We start from the raw sequence: 14,093 nt of genomic DNA on the forward strand, positions 1-14,093 counted from the left end.
CGTCATTCCCTCCGCTGCTCGCGCTGCGCGCGCCGTTCGTCGTCCGCATGCAACATCGCACGCTCGATGATCTGCACGTCCTGCAGCAGCGCGCCGACCTCGCACGCCGCGGCCTCGTCTCCCCTACCCGCCTCCCGCGCGTCCGCCTGCCAGAGCGGCGCCAGCGCCGTCAGGGCGGCCACGCAGCCGGCATAGTCCAGCCCGGTGCGCCCACTGAACCCCTGCCGCCACTGCGTCGCGCAGGCGGCGAATGCGGCCACGCCGCGCTCCGCTTCCGGGAGCAGCCGCGGCTCCGGGCATGGCGGGCACCGTTCGCCGCCGCCTGCGCAGCGGCAGTTCTCGCAGTACGCCGCGTCGATGTCGCCGTAGCGGTTCTCTGCGTCCCACAGCCGTTCTCCTTTCAGCCCTGGGCCCGCGCCGGCGTGCCAGCGAGCCCAGGCGACGAGTTTTTTTCGCGCGCCCCCACGCTGGCGCGAATCAGGCCGGCCAACAGCGCGCGGTAGAGCAGCGCGTCGGCGAGCATGGCATCGCGCGTTTCGGCGCTGAAGGTCAGCGGCTCGCCGGTGGCGTCATCGACTATGTCCTTCCAGTCGAAGATGCGCTCGCGCAGCAGCACCAGGTCCGCGTCGTCGCGGGCGCGGGCTCGGGCGAGCACGTCGGCGTCGACGGTCCCCTGCACGGTATGCAGCAGCGCGGCGTCGCGCGCCTGCAGCTCGTCGCGGGTGAGGATGTGATAGCCGATCAGCGCGCGGGCCTCGATCAGCTCGCCGTCCTGTCCGCGCGCCTGCAGCGTGACGGGCCAATAGACCTTGCGCTGGGGAGCGTACCGGAACATGCGCGAGCCCTCAGCCGTCGATGATCGCCAGCGGCGAGAGCAGCACCGCTTGCACGCCGATCTCGCCGCTGGTGCGGAAGGCGTTGAAGTTCGCCTGCAGTCGCACGCCGCGCGGGCCGTTTATCTGCGGCGTCACCAGCTCGTTCACCGCGGCCGGGATGCTGATCGTCAGCTTCTCGTTGCCTGCGGTGCCGTCGCCGACGCCGTGCTGCAGGCTGAGGTCGAAGCTGACATCGGAGTCGCCCAGCACCAGGTCGAGATAGTTGGAGTCCTCCAGCAGGAACTCGGTCTGGCCGGTGACCAGCGCGAAGCCCTCCGGCATGCTGCCGCGCACGCCGTTGCCGCCGATCGTGTAGTTGGTGTCGTCGAGGTCGTTGCTATAGGTGAGCTGGAACTGCGTCATCTTCACCGTGACGGCACCGGCGTTCACGGAAAGCGCAGCGCTCATCGCCGGGAACGCCTTGTGGCCATTGTCGGTGAGCGTGGCGTCGAGCGCCGTCGCCGAGCGGCTGTAGTCGGCGCCGCGCACGTCGATGCTGGCGGTGAGAAAGCCGCTCGGCGCCAGCGTGAGCTGCATCTGCGCGATGCGGCAGCCCTGATAGCGGATGTACCGGCTGGCAGCGGTGAACGCGCTGCCGAGGTCTTCCTCCAGCGTGAAGCCGGGGGGCAACGCATTGGCGCCGCTCGCCGCCGGCGCGAAGGTATGCGTGTAGGGCACGGCCGCGCCGGTGGTCGTCGGCACGCCGATCAGGTGCTGCAGCCACCAGCCGATGCTGCCGGGTGCGACGTTCACCTGCACGGTGCCGTTGATATCGCGGTTGCCCGGCACGCTGCGCGGCTGGCCGCGGAAGCCGTCGATGGTCGCGTCCTGTTCGCGCTGCATCTGAGCGCGGACGCCGTTCTGCACGAACGGCAGCACCAGGCCGGCGGGCGTGCCCGGGATCTGGCCGTAGGTGGTTTCGGTGAACCCCGCGAGGCGGGTGCGAACGCCGGTGACCTGGCTCATGGTTCAGTCCTCGTCGGTGCGGCGCTCATGCCGCGGTGATTGCATACTGGCCGCGCAGCGTTGCCACCCAGATCTGCGTCGGATGGTTGACGCCGCGATCGGGTGACCAGTCCTGCAGCCATGCGCAGGCGATGCCGCCGGGCTGCGGATTGCGCAACATCAGGCGCGCCAACGCCGCCGGCAGCTTCTCGCGCTGCTGGGCGGCTGCCTCGCGGTCCTGCTCCTTCCACACCAGCGCGAGGCTGATGTCGCTTTCGAATTGCTGCTCGGCGCCGCCGATGGTCAGGAACGCGCCGCCGTCGTTGCTGAGCGAGGCGGCGGTGCCTTCACCCTGCTCCAGCACCCAGCACGGGAACTGCCCGACCGGGATCTGAGCGACCGGCGCATTGCCCCGAAGCACGATGCTCGGTGCCGTGCCGAGGATGGCGGCCATGTCGGCAAGGAAAGCCGCATCGCCCATGATCAGCATCGCGACCGCGTCGGCGAAGGCCTGCGCGCTCATGCGAACACCGTCTTGCCGGCCTGCATCAGCCCCTTGCTGATCTCGGCCTGCACGATCGTGGAGGGTTTCGCCTGATCGACGGCGTCGGTCAGGAACGGGCGTGCGGCGCGGTCCACGGTGCGATGCTTGCCGCGGCCTGCCCATTCGGACACGTGGCCGCTATGGACTGCACCGGCATAGGCTGCGGTGTTGAACACGTAGCCGCTGGTCAGCGACTCGCGCGAATGCCCGGCGCTGCGCCGCAGATTGCCCGTGCGCACGGGCACCGGGTATGAGAAGGTTGCGCCGCCGCCGCTGAGGTTCTTCACCTGCGCTCGTTCGACGGCGAGCAGCGCCGCCGTCATGCCGCGATCGAGCGCAGCGTCGAGCGTGCCGCGGATGCGCTTGTAGACCGCCGCGACCTGCGCGCCGTTGGTCGTCATGCTAGGCATTGAGCGGCCCCGTCGACGTCTGCGGGAACCTGCCCGTTTCGGTGTATCCGACGCTGATGCCGCCGCCGGCGGAGATGGCGGGCGGATCCACGCCGAGCGCGCGGGCAGCCTCGCCGAGCCAATAGATCGCGTTCTGCCGCGCATCTTCCGCATGCGCCAGCATCTCGCGGCGGTCGAGGTATGCCGTGCTCTCGAGGCCGACCTGCGCCGCGCCGTCCATGAACTTCGCGCGGCGACGCCAGAGCACCATGGATGCGTACTGCACCTCGGCCTTCACGCAGCAGTCGAAGGCGTAGGTATCGCTCGACACGGCTCCATACACGGCCGCGCCGAGCTGTGCCTCCACCCAGCGGCCGGCTTCGGCGACGAGATCGCCGAGATAGGTCGACGCCCAGGTCGCGGGCGAGCCGAACTGCTCGGGGCGGAAGCCCTCGTCGAGCAGATCCTGCGGGGTGGATTTCGCCGTGCTCATGTCGGAAAAAAGGCCGGGCCGCTCGCGCCGCCCGGCCTCGTCGCGCTCCTGCCGTTACGCGTACTTGACCCGGCGCACCTGCGTCTGGTCGCCGATGGCGGCGTTGAACTTCTGCGTGCCGACCCAGTCCGTGGCGCTGGCGTAGATGTCGCGCTGCGACTCCACGGCCAGATCCTGCCACTCGCCGCGCTGCAGCTTGCGGCCCGGAAGCACCAGGTAGTAGCCCGTGTCGGCCGCGCCCACGAACGTCGTGGCGATCACGCCGGCGACGCGGTAGGCGAGCGGCTGGCGGCTGGCCTGGAACGCCACCATGGCGCTGCCCTGCGTGGCCTCCAGCATCTGCATGGTCCGGCCGAGCTTCTCCGGCGCGCAGACGATCCAGAAGCCCGCGTTCTGGCCCACGGCATAGCCCTTGGCGCGCGCGTTGCGCAGGATCGTCGCCGCGGCGTTGTTGAAGGTCTTGGTGTCGTCGGTGTCGAACGCGGTCTCGACGCCGGCGCCCAGCGCGGTCAGCAGGCCGTAATGCATCTCGGCCTTCTTGTCGAAGGCGGTGGCGCGGAACTCGTCGACCACCTGCTGCACGTTCCAGAACTTGTTGAAGCGCAGCCAGTCGTCGAGCAGGCCGATGCCGGACGCCCAGGTGACGTACTTCACAGCGGTGCTGGACTCGCTGATCTCGCGCCGCGGCTTCACCGCGGCACCCGGGGCGCGCTGCTCCCAGGTGATGCCGCCGTTGGTGTCGATGATGTCGAAGCTGTCCTGGCTCGACTGGCGCAGGTCGACGAGCTGGAACAGGTTCTGGTAGCCCAGGTCGATCTCGGGCATGTTCGAGTGGAAGAAGCTCTCGATGCGCATGGCGACATCGGAGAGGATCGGGTTGTCGTCCGGCGTGGCCCACTTGCGGGCGAGGAACGACTTGATCCGCTGCGCGTCCGGCAGCTTCGGGGCGCGCGTGCCTTCCAGCAGCGTGATGCCCTTGCCGATCAGGCCGGCCTGCGATTCGCCCAGCAGCTCTTCGCAGAGCGCGGGCGCCGAGAATTCCAGGCTGATCGCCTGGTGCAGCGCCTTGAGACGGGCGCGGTCGTCGCCCTTGAGCTGGGCGAGCTGGGCGAAGTTGCTGATGCGCATGGCTGCCGTCTCCTTACGCGGCGAAGCTGTTGAAGGCGATGATGCCGGTGGTGGCATCGCCGGAAGCCGCGGCCTCGAGCGCGTATCCGACCAGGGTGTTGGACGTCGCGACGTTGGTGAACTTCTTCGCCGTGTCGTCCCAGTACACCTTGTCGCCGAAAGCCAGCGCGACCGCGGCCTTGTCGCCGCCGCTGATCTCCGCCGCATATACGAACGCGTTCTGAGCGTTCGCCGCGGCGTCGTCCAGCGGGATGAAGAGGTGCGCGTTGATCAACACCGGCGTCTTGTGGGTGGTGGCGGCCGAATGCGCGTAGTCGATCGTCTTGATCTGCGCGGCCGGGGAACGGATCTGCAGCATGGCTCAGGCCTCCGCGGCGGCGACGCCGCTGATCAGGGGGTTGTGGACCGGCGATTCCTGCGGCGCCTGCTTGGCGCCCGGAGCGCCCTTGCCGGGGTCGCCGCCCGCCATGCGCGAGCCCGCGGGCAGGCGCGCGGCGACGTGCTTGCGCAGCGCCTCGAGCTTCGCGGTCGGCATGTCGGCATACAGCGCCTTGGCATCGGCCACCGCCTGATCGGTATCGCCGATCAGGTCCATGTGGCGCTCGCCGGTGACGATGTCGTCGACCAGCGTGGCACGGTAGCTCTTGCCCGACGCCACCAGCGCCGCGAGCTTTTCCGGCGCGTCGATCAGCGCCGCGTCGTCGCCGAGCGCCTTGCGCGCGGCCTCCAGAGCAGCCGCGGCCTTCGCGCCATCGGCGACCTTCGCCTTGAGCTGCTCCGCCTCGGCCTTCGCGGCCTTCAGCTGCTCTTCGAGATTCATGGTCTCTTCCTCGGTACGGTGCGCGGACTTGACGGAACGCGCGCCCGGCTGCGCACCCAGCCAGACGAACGAGAACTCCAGGGCCTCACCGGGACCCATGACGCGGCGCGCGGTCAGCTCGCGGCCCTCGCCATCGATGATGGGCGCATAGCTCTCCGCGCTGAATCCGATGGAGCAGTCGGCGACGATGCCGGCATCCATCTTCAGCAGCAGCGCGGTGTTGTCCGGCGTCTTGACGAAGTACGCCTGGGCGCGCAGGACGACCGCCTGCTGGCGGTCCGGCGGGAACTGCAGGTCGGGATCGCCGAGCAGCTTGCGCGCCTCGTCGAAGCTCATGCGCTCGATGCCGGCGCCGAAGCAGCGCCCCTCGCCCGGGCCACCATCGCCATTCCAGCCGCCCGGGTGGCGGATGAACACGCCCTTGCCGGGCAGCGTGCGTTCGAAGTCGGCGAGCAGCGCCTCGTCGAAGACCTCGTTGTCGCGGTCGATGCCGTTATGCGCCAGCAGCACCTCACGCACCACGAGCTCGTCGGCCGTGAAGTCGCGCAGCGTATAGGCGCGTATCGCGGCGAGCTGCTCCTCGGTCGGCGCGCCGGCAGCGGCGGCCTTGACGTGGAGCGCGAGCGTCTTGGTGCGCTGCATGGTCACTTCGTGGTGACCTCGCGCACGGGCTTCAGGTGGCGATTGCGCCAGGCGGCCTGCGCGCAGTCGAGCGGGCCTGCGTAGTCCGGGCGCTGCCATTCGGCCGGCGCGGGCTCGACCGCCGCGTCCGCGGCCGCGGCGGCGTCATCGCCCCTGACGTTGGCCTCGGCCGCGCTCCCCGCGGGGGTGGCAACGGCTTCATCGGCGCCCGGAGTGTTCGTCGCTTCCTGGCTCGCGTCGTCCGCGGTCGCGGAAGCGTTCTGCTTGTCCTTCGCCATGATCGTCTCTCGGTCCATGCCGCCTGGTGGCGGCAGCGGTTGACGATCCGAGCGTGCGGGCGTTCAGGGGCCAGTGTCGTCCGCTGCGCTGGCCCCCGAATCCGGGCGCGCGACGATGGTGCAGCGGCAGTGCGGATGGGTGCTGTCCATCGGCATCGGGCCTTCGCCCAGGGTGTACGGCCCGCGCGCGGCGATGTCCGTGCAGATCGGGCACGCGTCGGCTGCGGTCACGAAGTCGTAGCGCGTGAGGCCTTCGGCCTTGTACTGCGCCTCCTTGCCCGCCGCCTGCGCGGATGCGATTTCGCTACGCGCCAGGCGCTCCCAGTCGTAGTCGTGCACGCCGAAGCGCGCGCGCAGGCGCGCCGCTACCTCGATGGGATTCAGACCGTCGTAAATGCCATTGGCCAGGTCGTCGACGATGTCGTCCTTGTAGCTGCGCACGGCGGCGTCGCGGACGTAGGTGAATGCGCGGGCGCGCAGCGTGTCGCGCATGGTCTGCCGCGTTGCCTCGATCGCCGCCTCTGCCCCGCTCTCGCTGGCCGCGTTGCGCAGCCCACGCACCCACGACGCATAGGCCTGCTGCAGCAGCGGACCATCTTCGGCACCGGCGGCGGCGATGAACAGCTCGTTGAGGTTCATCAGCTGCTCGGCGCTCGCTACCGCGTCGAAGCTGAAGCTGGCGGCGCCCGATTCGTGAAGCCGCAGCTGCGCCAGCGTTTCGCTGGCCAGCTGGTCCCAGAGCTGCAGCAGACCGTCGACGGCGGTGCGCTCGATGATCGGCAACTCGGGGTCGCCTTCTGCCCAGGGCTCGCCGGGGTCGGTGCCGTCACCACCATCGCCGCCGCTCTTGTGGTGGCTGTGGCCGCGTGCGGCGCGCCGTCGGAAGCCCGGGAACCAGTCGATGGAACCGTCGTGTTTCGCGTGGAACACATCGACGGACCGGGTGGACGTGCCGTTTCCGGTGACGGGCTGCTGGCCATTCAGCATCATCTGCGTCTGCGCTCGGAGGAAGTCGGCCTGCGCCCGCTTCAGCTCGTCGGCGAGGCTGGGCAGTTCCTGGTACAGCTCCCAGTCGCCCGCCTTCCAGGTCTTGCCGCGGCCCCGTAGCCAGGTGGCGACCAGCCGGTTCAGCCCGGCCTTGCGGCGCTCGAAGCGCGTGCGCGCTTCCTGCAGCACCATCTCGCTCTGCTGGTCGGCCATGCGCTCGGCCGTGCTCCACTGCATGCCGAGCATCCATGCGGGCAGGCCGAACTTCGCGAGGATCTGCTCCATCATGTGGCGCGCCGGCATCTCGATCTGCAGCTCGAAACCCTGAGCGCCGATCACGTTGATGATGATGTCGTCGTCCGCGCCGATCGCCTGCACGAAGTCGGCGCTGTTGCCCTTGCGCTTGGCGTCCAGCACCGATGCAAGCTGAGATGCCAGCAGATCCCTGCGCTTGGCGAGCTGGTCGGCGTTGAGCGCGCGGTTCTTGGTCTTGTAGGTCAGCGACAGCGGCGGGTCGCCATAGCGGCCCCAAACCTGCGCTTGTGCGTTCTGGATCGTCAGCAGGATCTGTGCGACGAACTCGATGCTGCGCATGATCGCGGTGCCGTAGGGACCGTCTGCCTCGGGCTGGTAGGCGACGTAGATTGTCGAGCCGTCGGCGAGCTGAGCATAGTTCCCGTCGATGAGTGCGGTGGTGGCCAGCCCGACGGTGTTCCTCAATACGGTCTCGATCTGGTCGGAGCCATCCATGCGCCCCGCCGCCTTCGGCGTGGGCGGCCGGTACCAGGTTTCCAGGACGCCGCGGTCATTGCGGTGGAAGACGATGCCCTTCGAGTCGGCCACGCGCAGGCCGATCAGCTCGCGGCCCTTGGCGTCCATCACCAGTTCGCCGACCGCGAAGCCTTGCTCGTAGAGCTCGTTGCTCTGGCTGGCGTAGAACGCCTGCAGGCCGGCTTCCTCATCATTGACCGGGATACTGGCGAGCAGCTCGTTCTGGATCAGTTGCGTCAGCGCATCGTTGCCGCCGCGCACGCGGATGATGCCGTCGAGCGTGACCAGGCGATTGATGGCGCCATCGATGGGGCCGATGGCCTCGCGCAGCGCTTCGTAAAAGTACGGATTCACCAGCCGCGGCACATAACCCAGCATGTCCTGCCACGGCCCTAGCTGTTTGCCGGCCCGCACGATCACGCTGTTCGTCATGTCGTTGCCCTTGGCGCGGGCGACGATGCGGTCGAGAAACTTGAACGGCTGGAACTTCATGCGGCTCTCCGATGCGCGCCGACGCTGAAGACGTCCACGTAGCTGCCGCCCTCGTCGAACAGCTTGCGCAGCATCTGCATGCGCCGGGCGTCGATGTCGTGGTCATCCTTCTTTGCGTAGATGGGCCACTTCGAGCCCTGCCGCGCGGTGTGGTTGGTCATGTGATTGAGCACTTCGGTGTCGTACGCGAGCGCATAGCCGATCGCCTGCAGCCGAGCGGTGATGCATTGGGTGGCCCAGTGCTTCGCCGGCGCACGCACGATGCGCGCCTCGCCCTCGGCGTCGTCGTCCGTCGCATCGCGCAGCGCCTCGCCGTCCTCGCCGACGCAGTCGACGGCGTTCGAAAACTGGAAGCCGGTCATGCGCTCGTCGAACCGCGCGTCGGCGTAGGCCTCCAGCGTCTGCAGGTCCTTCACGACGACGGTGCCGGCGGCGCCCAGATCGACGCCCCAATGCGGCAGGCGCCCGAACATCTCGTCGATGCCGTAGATCAGTTCGCGCTGCATGTGGTACGGCAGGCCGCGCGCGCTGATGCGGAGCACGTCGACGAGCTTCGGGCCGTGCTGCTCGCTGAGGATGATTTCGGTGGGGTCGTTGCTCTCGCCCAGATCGGCGCCAGCCCAGAACACGCCGCGGCCGGCACCGTCCAGGTGCTCGCGCAGTAATGCGCGCATGGCGGTGCGGCGTGCCTCGTCCTCACCGCGCAGGAACGCCCCCAGTGGAATGGTGGTGTCGAGCAGCCATACATCGGCGCCCGCCTTCCGACCCTGTTCCACGTGAAGCTCCACGCGCTTCAGTTCGATCGCAAGCTCGTCGCGCGAGGTGTCCGCGGTGAGCTTCAGCACGCGGTAGTCGTCGAGCGTCTGCACGTTGGGCAGGATCACGTCCCAACTCCAGACCGGATTCTCGGCTTCACCCCAGTCGCCCAGGACATTGCGCTTGAAGCCTGGCGTCTGCCGCCCGCCGTAGAGGCGCGCGAATTCTGCCTCGCGCTCAGGCGACCAGAACGGCGCGGGCATGATGGTCTTCGGCCAGTGGAACAGCCTGAAGCCGGTTCTGCCCGGCGGCAGGCTTTCGGTGGCCTGCTGCGTCATGCGGAAAAACTCGGTGCTGCGGTCGCCATCCGGCACGCTGTACACGCGGCGCCGGCAGCCTGGCATCGCGGAGCGCCAGAACTCAGACCACTGCACGGCGCGCTTCAGCTTGGCCGCCTCGTCCATCAGAAGCATCGCGTTCACGTGCACGCCGCGGAAGGCCTCGCCATCATGTCCGGCGGGGCGGTAGTACACGCGCCCTATGCCCGCCTTCTCGCCGTCCAGAGGCGGCGTGAGGAAGCGGTGCATGGTGTGCGGCGTGCGCTTGGGCTTCAGCCACTGCTGAGAGAGCAGCGTTCCGCCGGCGCCGCCGCCTTCCTGCACGCCCATCTGCTCCTCGACCGCGAGGATGATTTCGTCGAGGTGCGTCTGCTGCGGGGCACCGATCAGCATCCACGGCCGGCGCACCGTGAGCCCCATCGCCGTGCATTCTCCCCACAGGATCAGGCACATGATCTCGCGGGTCTTGCCGACTTCGGCGCCATCCTGATGGACCACGTCCTGCGACCAGGCACGGACGCTGTCGCGCTGGTAGTCGAAGAAGCGCCACGGCTCGCCGGTACGTGGTTCCACGAGGAACGTCTCGCACCAGCGCACCGGATCCTCGCAGATGTACAGGACATGCGCCTCGTCGAAGCCGATGGCGTAATCGCCGCGATCGAGCCCCTGCCACGCCCAGCCGCGCGCCGCGAGCCAGGCGTCGAACTCATGCGGGTCGTAGACGCCGCGCGCCTGCATCTCGCGCAGCACGGCATGCTCGGCACTCGGGCGGCGGCGCTTAGCCACGATGGCATTCCCGCGCTCGTGTCAGCAGCGAGCGCGTCTCGGATGCGGCCACCACGCGCCGCATCTCGCCGGCCTTGCGGGGGTCCACGATCGCAACGAGGTTGATGTAGCTGTCGCGTACGGCGCACGCCTTGCGATGCAGGTCCGCGGTGATCTTGCGAAGCTCGTGCAGGTTGGCGATGGTGGTTCCGAGGTCGGCGGTGCACTGGTCGAGCTTGCGGTGCAGCACGGCATTCTCGTGCGAAGCGCGCATGCGCGCGTCATGCTCGAATGCGATCAGGATCATCGCGCCGACCAGCAGGGTGAGCAGCGTCACGATCAGCGCGATCATGCGTCGCCCCCTTCGTCGTGCGGCAGGGCCGGCCGCGGTGCGGGCACGTTGCCGCGTGCGCGGCTCGCGATGGCCCCCAGGATCCCGGCCAGGCCGCTGGCCGTCTCCTCTTCCGCCTCCATGCCGCGCCGCGCACGCGGCGTGGCGGTCATCTCCGGGAAGCTGATGCCGAGCGCCTCGACGAAGCGGATCAGGTGCGCGAGCACCGGGTTGGCCTTCGCCTCGGCGATGTAGGGTTTGCCCGTCGTCGGGTTCAACGGCACGGTACCGTCCTTGGTCACCACCGGGATCTCGATCACGATGCCCTGCTCCGCGATCGATTCGCGGATGGCGCGCAGCAACTGGAGGTTGCTCGCGAGCTCGGTGGCGAACAGACCGTTCATGCCGTCCATGTCGTTGTTCTGCAGCACGTCCATCACCGCACCCAGGGCCTGCACGTAGACGGTCTTGTCGAGGCACGGACCGCCTGCGCGCGTAAGCCCGTCCAGCACCAGCGAGCACGGGGCCTCGGTGCGCTCGGGGTTCTCCGGGTGGAACGGGCACGTCGTGAGGCACGGCTTTCCGAAGAGCTTCGAGACGTGCAACGCGCCGGTGCCGAACTGGTGTCGATGCACCGCGCTGTAGCGGCCATGCTTCCATGCGTTGCGACTGCTGGCGGCCTTGCCCTCCTCCGTTCGCGGCCCCGTCGATGCGTCGCGGCTTGCCTCGGTAGCGGCAGGCTGCGCCGCGCGCCGCTGCTGCACCGCCTTCTCGCTCATCGTGTAGCGCCGCTTCTCGCTCATGCGCGCTTACTCGCACGCCCGGCGGGCCAGCGTCGTCCTGCCCGCTGGCCCCTTGACTCCGCGTGCAGGACCAGCTGCACGGCCGAGCGCGTCATGCCCAGTTCCTTGGCGATGCGCTTCGCGCCGAAACCCTGCCCCTTCAGCCGACGGATTTCCGCATCGCGCACGGGGCGCCAGAGCGCGCCAAAGAAATCCGCGCGAGTTGGGACGTGCACCTTCTCGCCGCCGATCTCGTCCAGCACGACGAGCAGCGCCTCGAGGCCAATACGCTCGGCGATCAGCAGCCAGAGCTGGCGGGTCTCGGTCAGCAGGCACGTCGGAGCCTCGCTGACCAGGCCACGCTCGAAGGTGGTCGGGCGATCACCGCGTTGGCTGAAGCGGATTTCCATGCGTCATGGACTCCAGGTGTTTTGCCCATAGGGGCAGGTCTTCGGGGAACGTGCCCATCACCTGGTGCTGGCGGTAAGGCTTGAGCCGCAGCTGGTTCAGTCGCTGGCTGACGGAGAGGTATCGCCGCGTCGTCTCGATGCTCTCGTGCCCCATCAGCACGCGGATGCGTTCGATGTCGACGCCGTCGTCGTAGAGCTGCGTGGCGAACGTGACGCGGAAACGATGCACGCCCCAGTCCTTCAGCCCGGCGCGGCGCGCGGCGCGCGCGACGATTCCCTCGATGCCGCTCGCAGCCATCGGCTTGCCGCACCAGTTGCGCGCGAGGCCGACGAACACGCGATCGGTAACGAGCCCCGGGATCTCCGCGCGCTCGAGCAGCCAACGCTGCATCTGCTTCACCACCGGACCCTCGAACGGCACCATCCGCTCCTTCGCGCCCTTGCCAAATACGCGCACCAAGCCGGCGCGCTCGGCGATGTCGAGCTGGTCGATGCGCAGGTTCGCCATCTCCTCGCGCCGTAGGCCGGTGCAGAGCAGGAACAGCAGCACCGTCTCGTCCCGTAGTCGCTGCAGCGTTTCGCCATGCTTGCGCAGGCCGTCGAACATCGCGCGGAGCTGCGCCGTGGTGTACTTGCGCGGCATGCGCTTGGCGGTCCGCGGGCCGCGGTAGCCCGCTGTCACGTCGACACCCAGCCCGCGCGTGGAGCGCCAGCCGTAGAAGCTGCGAAGCGCGGCAAGCGCGCGCAGACGCGATGGCGCGGTCATGCGGCGCGTCAGGAACAGCGACTTCTGCCACTCGTCGAGGTCAGCGGTCGCGAGTGCGTCGAAGGCCGCACCGCGATCGTGCACCCACATCGCAAAGTGGCCGATCGACTCCGCGTACGCCGCGCAGGTGGTCTCGGCACGGAATCCACGCACCACCCGCATCCAGATCACCCAGCGCCACACCTCCCCGAGCCACGTCGCCGGCGTCCAGGCGCGCAGTTCGTTGGCGCGCATCGCCGCAGCCAGCGGGCCGCCCTCGGCAAGCACAAGGTCGCGCTGCCGCAGATCGTCGGCCGCAAGCCCGGCGCCGAGGGGGATGGGCCGTTCAGTCATGCGCGACCCTCCCCCGAACCCCCTCCATTTTTTCGAGGGGCAACCAGGTTGGCCGGACCCCCTTCCTGCCTGCTGCTTTTGACGGGGGGGGGGGTGCCCCACCGTTCGCCACCGACCGGGACCGCACACCGCAGCGCCTTCCGGAACAGCAACTTGCGCGTGGCCGATTCCGGCAATTCGGCGTTCAAGCTCCCGGTGCCATGACCCCCACCCCAAACGCGAACGCCCAGCGGGTTTGGCGAGCAGTGGCGCGGTCCGCAGCCGTGCTCCCGTGCCGCAGCGGAGAGAGGGAGAAGAACGTTTATGCGACCCATCAGAGGGAAACCCCCAAGCGAGAGGCGCAATCGGCGATGGCGGCGGCGACCGGTGCTGGTGGCGCCACTCCGCGTGGAGTGGTCGTGCGGATCTCCGCGGGTAGTGCCAGCGTTGGTGGCACGTCGAGCATCTCGCCGCGGTGGTATCTCTCCACCATCTGGCCGTAGGTGTTGCCGAACAGCGCGGCCAGATCGCGTTCGGGTAGATTCCGGAGCTTCCAGCTGCCGATCGCGCGCGCCGCGGCTCCCACTGCCGGATGCGACCAGGCTCCGTCATGCGCACCACGCGCCCAAGTCGCTGCCTCGGTCAGTGCCTCGAGCGACGACGGCACTGCCGGCCTGCACAGCTTCACGAATTCACCGGCAGTCGGCGGCCACTCGAGTTGCGAGGCACGCGCCATCCCGGCGCGCACTTCGACGGCCGTCAGACCAGCCGCGCGCAACGCCGCAAACCAAGCCGGCCGCGCCTTGTCGTCGTTGAACGCCGAGGTCCATCGATGCGTGAACAGTCGCTGGAAGACGGAAAACATCTCCGCCACCGCGACACGCAATTCAGCCTCCGGCTGCGAACTGCCGGCTGAGCTCATCGCCTGCATGATTCTTCCTCGCCTGTTGGGGTTGCTGCTCAGGGATCCCGTCCACGACGTCCCGCACGAAGCAATCGATGAACGGGATGTTGATCGGGCGCGCGTCGCCAGCGCGACTGCGGGCTCTTTGCGCCCTGGCGATGGCATCGTCGAGCTGATCGCGCGATACCGATAGCTCGAGCCAATGCGCGATCCGCCGTGCGTGGCTGGTGCGCGCGATGATCCCCACCGGCAGGCCCGCTTCCCCCAGCGCCTGCCATATCTCCGCCGGGCTCATGCGCGTGTGCGCATGCGCGTGTGCGTGCTCGCGCGCAGCAGCGGCGCCGGGATTGGGGGTGGAAGGAAGA

General features: G+C 68.8%; 18 protein-coding genes. All 18 read right to left on the reverse strand.

The genetic code is table 11. From position 1 onward, the window contains the following. Window positions 1–2 precede the first annotated feature (2 nt). A complete protein-coding gene (locus ABFC67_RS04875; RefSeq protein WP_346736940.1) occupies window positions 3–404 on the reverse strand; it encodes a DUF1799 domain-containing protein in 402 nt (133 codons plus the stop codon). Further along, on the reverse strand, window positions 401–835 hold the full coding sequence (locus tag ABFC67_RS04880) for a hypothetical protein (protein ID WP_346736923.1): 435 nt from the start codon (window positions 833–835) through the stop codon (window positions 401–403). The genes ABFC67_RS04875 and ABFC67_RS04880 overlap by 4 nt, the downstream gene beginning before the upstream one ends. A 10-nt stretch (window positions 836–845) precedes the next feature. Then, complete coding sequence (locus ABFC67_RS04885) at window positions 846–1,841, reverse strand: phage tail tube protein (RefSeq protein WP_346736924.1); 996 nt, start codon at window positions 1,839–1,841, stop codon at window positions 846–848. A gap of 25 nt (window positions 1,842–1,866) precedes the next feature. Beyond that, entirely contained in the window at window positions 1,867–2,343 is a 477-nt protein-coding gene (locus tag ABFC67_RS04890; RefSeq protein ID WP_346736925.1) for a hypothetical protein, read from the reverse strand. Further along, the gene (locus ABFC67_RS04895; protein ID WP_346736926.1) at window positions 2,340–2,765 is read right to left on the reverse strand and encodes a hypothetical protein; all 426 of its coding nucleotides are present in this window, start codon (window positions 2,763–2,765) and stop codon (window positions 2,340–2,342) included. Before ABFC67_RS04895 ends, ABFC67_RS04890 begins: the two co-directional genes overlap by 4 nt. Window position 2,766: 1 nt before the next feature. Then, window positions 2,767–3,246, reverse strand: a complete 480-nt coding sequence (locus tag ABFC67_RS04900; protein ID WP_346736927.1) for a hypothetical protein — start codon at window positions 3,244–3,246, stop codon at window positions 2,767–2,769. A gap of 54 nt (window positions 3,247–3,300) precedes the next feature. Then, a complete protein-coding gene (locus tag ABFC67_RS04905) occupies window positions 3,301–4,374 on the reverse strand; it encodes a hypothetical protein (protein ID WP_346736928.1) in 1,074 nt (357 codons plus the stop codon). 13 nt (window positions 4,375–4,387) lie between these two features. Next, window positions 4,388–4,732, reverse strand: coding sequence for a DUF2190 family protein (locus ABFC67_RS04910; protein ID WP_346736929.1), 345 nt, complete (start codon window positions 4,730–4,732; stop codon window positions 4,388–4,390). A 3-nt stretch (window positions 4,733–4,735) separates the two neighbouring features. Next, window positions 4,736–5,836, reverse strand: coding sequence for a hypothetical protein (locus ABFC67_RS04915; RefSeq protein WP_346736930.1), 1,101 nt, complete (start codon window positions 5,834–5,836; stop codon window positions 4,736–4,738). A gap of 2 nt (window positions 5,837–5,838) precedes the next feature. Beyond that, complete coding sequence (locus tag ABFC67_RS04920; RefSeq protein ID WP_346736931.1) at window positions 5,839–6,114, reverse strand: hypothetical protein; 276 nt, start codon at window positions 6,112–6,114, stop codon at window positions 5,839–5,841. A 63-nt stretch (window positions 6,115–6,177) separates the two neighbouring features. Further along, complete coding sequence (locus ABFC67_RS04925; RefSeq protein ID WP_346736932.1) at window positions 6,178–8,364, reverse strand: minor capsid protein; 2,187 nt, start codon at window positions 8,362–8,364, stop codon at window positions 6,178–6,180. Then, window positions 8,361–10,196, reverse strand: a complete 1,836-nt coding sequence (locus ABFC67_RS04930) for a hypothetical protein (RefSeq protein WP_346736933.1) — start codon at window positions 10,194–10,196, stop codon at window positions 8,361–8,363. The genes ABFC67_RS04925 and ABFC67_RS04930 overlap by 4 nt, the downstream gene beginning before the upstream one ends. Before the next feature lie 40 nt (window positions 10,197–10,236). Then, window positions 10,237–10,575: a hypothetical protein gene (locus ABFC67_RS04935; RefSeq protein WP_346736934.1), complete on the reverse strand. Its 339-nt coding sequence runs from the start codon at window positions 10,573–10,575 to the stop codon at window positions 10,237–10,239. Beyond that, window positions 10,572–11,357 carry a hypothetical protein gene (locus tag ABFC67_RS04940; RefSeq protein ID WP_346736935.1) on the reverse strand — a complete coding sequence of 262 codons (786 nt, stop codon included), beginning with the start codon at window positions 11,355–11,357 and terminating at the stop codon, window positions 10,572–10,574. The genes ABFC67_RS04935 and ABFC67_RS04940 overlap by 4 nt, the downstream gene beginning before the upstream one ends. Further along, on the reverse strand, window positions 11,354–11,746 hold the full coding sequence (locus ABFC67_RS04945) for a hypothetical protein (RefSeq protein ID WP_346736936.1): 393 nt from the start codon (window positions 11,744–11,746) through the stop codon (window positions 11,354–11,356). Before ABFC67_RS04945 ends, ABFC67_RS04940 begins: the two co-directional genes overlap by 4 nt. Then, on the reverse strand, window positions 11,718–12,845 hold the full coding sequence (locus ABFC67_RS04950; RefSeq protein WP_346736937.1) for a tyrosine-type recombinase/integrase: 1,128 nt from the start codon (window positions 12,843–12,845) through the stop codon (window positions 11,718–11,720). The genes ABFC67_RS04945 and ABFC67_RS04950 overlap by 29 nt, the downstream gene beginning before the upstream one ends. A gap of 313 nt (window positions 12,846–13,158) precedes the next feature. Beyond that, window positions 13,159–13,755 (reverse strand): replication protein P, encoded by a 597-nt coding sequence (locus ABFC67_RS04955; protein ID WP_346736938.1) that lies wholly within the window; start codon window positions 13,753–13,755, stop codon window positions 13,159–13,161. Then, window positions 13,712–14,093, reverse strand: a 382-nt coding sequence (locus ABFC67_RS04960) for a hypothetical protein (RefSeq protein ID WP_346736939.1), incomplete at its 5' end; no start/stop codon positions are given. The genes ABFC67_RS04960 and ABFC67_RS04955, both read right to left, overlap by 44 nt.

Origin of the sequence: Mizugakiibacter sp. (assembly GCF_039680435.1) — a bacterium.
Lineage (GTDB): Bacteria > Pseudomonadota > Gammaproteobacteria > Xanthomonadales > Rhodanobacteraceae > Mizugakiibacter.

Excerpts from the sequence above, each read along its gene's own strand:
- ABFC67_RS04880 (WP_346736923.1), bottom strand. The coding sequence starts at position 835 with ATGTTCCGGTACGCTCCCCAGCGCAAGGTCTATTGGCCCGTCACGCTG.
- ABFC67_RS04885 (WP_346736924.1), bottom strand. The coding sequence starts at position 1,841 with ATGAGCCAGGTCACCGGCGTTCGCACCCGCCTCGCGGGGTTCACCGAA.
- ABFC67_RS04890 (WP_346736925.1), bottom strand. The coding sequence starts at position 2,343 with ATGAGCGCGCAGGCCTTCGCCGACGCGGTCGCGATGCTGATCATGGGC.
- ABFC67_RS04895 (WP_346736926.1), bottom strand. The coding sequence starts at position 2,765 with ATGACGACCAACGGCGCGCAGGTCGCGGCGGTCTACAAGCGCATCCGC.
- ABFC67_RS04900 (WP_346736927.1), bottom strand. The coding sequence starts at position 3,246 with ATGAGCACGGCGAAATCCACCCCGCAGGATCTGCTCGACGAGGGCTTC.
- ABFC67_RS04905 (WP_346736928.1), bottom strand. The coding sequence starts at position 4,374 with ATGCGCATCAGCAACTTCGCCCAGCTCGCCCAGCTCAAGGGCGACGAC.
- ABFC67_RS04910 (WP_346736929.1), bottom strand. The coding sequence starts at position 4,732 with ATGCTGCAGATCCGTTCCCCGGCCGCGCAGATCAAGACGATCGACTAC.
- ABFC67_RS04915 (WP_346736930.1), bottom strand. The coding sequence starts at position 5,836 with ATGCAGCGCACCAAGACGCTCGCGCTCCACGTCAAGGCCGCCGCTGCC.
- ABFC67_RS04920 (WP_346736931.1), bottom strand. The coding sequence starts at position 6,114 with ATGGCGAAGGACAAGCAGAACGCTTCCGCGACCGCGGACGACGCGAGC.
- ABFC67_RS04925 (WP_346736932.1), bottom strand. The coding sequence starts at position 8,364 with ATGAAGTTCCAGCCGTTCAAGTTTCTCGACCGCATCGTCGCCCGCGCC.
- ABFC67_RS04930 (WP_346736933.1), bottom strand. The coding sequence starts at position 10,196 with ATGCAGGCGCGCGGCGTCTACGACCCGCATGAGTTCGACGCCTGGCTC.
- ABFC67_RS04935 (WP_346736934.1), bottom strand. The coding sequence starts at position 10,575 with ATGATCGCGCTGATCGTGACGCTGCTCACCCTGCTGGTCGGCGCGATG.
- ABFC67_RS04940 (WP_346736935.1), bottom strand. The coding sequence starts at position 11,357 with ATGAGCGAGAAGCGGCGCTACACGATGAGCGAGAAGGCGGTGCAGCAG.
- ABFC67_RS04945 (WP_346736936.1), bottom strand. The coding sequence starts at position 11,746 with ATGGAAATCCGCTTCAGCCAACGCGGTGATCGCCCGACCACCTTCGAG.
- ABFC67_RS04950 (WP_346736937.1), bottom strand. The coding sequence starts at position 12,845 with ATGACTGAACGGCCCATCCCCCTCGGCGCCGGGCTTGCGGCCGACGAT.
- ABFC67_RS04955 (WP_346736938.1), bottom strand. The coding sequence starts at position 13,755 with ATGCAGGCGATGAGCTCAGCCGGCAGTTCGCAGCCGGAGGCTGAATTG.